The organism is Vibrio sp. 1078-1 (assembly GCF_033340475.1).
Genome location: NZ_JAWOWM010000479.1, coordinates 1 through 641, shown reverse-complemented (window position 1 = coordinate 641; position 641 = coordinate 1). Strand labels below are relative to the sequence as shown.

Sequence of the window (641 nt, the reverse complement as noted above, 5' to 3'; positions counted from 1 at the left end):
AACGTATTTGACCAACGTTCTGCAAGGTGATTTTGGTCCATCGTTTAAATACCTAGATTACACCGTAAACGAGTTGATCGCCGTTGCTCTGCCAGTGTCAGCGAAAGTGGGTTTTATCGCCTTCATCTTTACGTTGATCATGGGCGTGACGGTCGGGACGATAGCGGCTCTCAAGCAGAATACGTGGGTTGACTACACCATAATGTCGACCGCGATGCTTGGTGTGGTTATGCCGTCGTTCGTATTGGCGCCAGCTCTGATTTACCTATTCTCTCTACATTGGCACATTTTCCCTGCGGGTGGTTGGCAAGATGGTAGCTGGCAGTTTTTAGTGTTGCCGGTTATTGGTATGTCATTGCTTTACGTTGCAACGTTTGCCCGTATTACTCGCGGTTCAATGATTGAGACGCTAAACAGTAACTTTATCCGCACCGCTCGCGCTAAAGGTCTGAGTTACCGTTACATCATCATCAAACATGCTCTCAAACCAGCACTTCTTCCTGTTGTTTCTTACATGGGTCCTGCTTTCGTAGGCATCATCACGGGTTCTGTTGTTATCGAAACCATCTTTGGTTTACCGGGTATCGGTAAGCTATTCGTTAACGCTGCATTTAACCGTGACTACTCGCTAGTAATGGGTG

Annotated in this window: 1 protein-coding gene; it reads left to right on the top strand. The window is 47.1% G+C overall.

Annotation, left to right across the window (positions count from 1 at the left end; translation table 11 throughout):
• On the top strand, window positions 1-641 hold a 641-nt coding region (locus R7190_RS28295; protein ID WP_318137980.1), incomplete at both ends, for an ABC transporter permease subunit.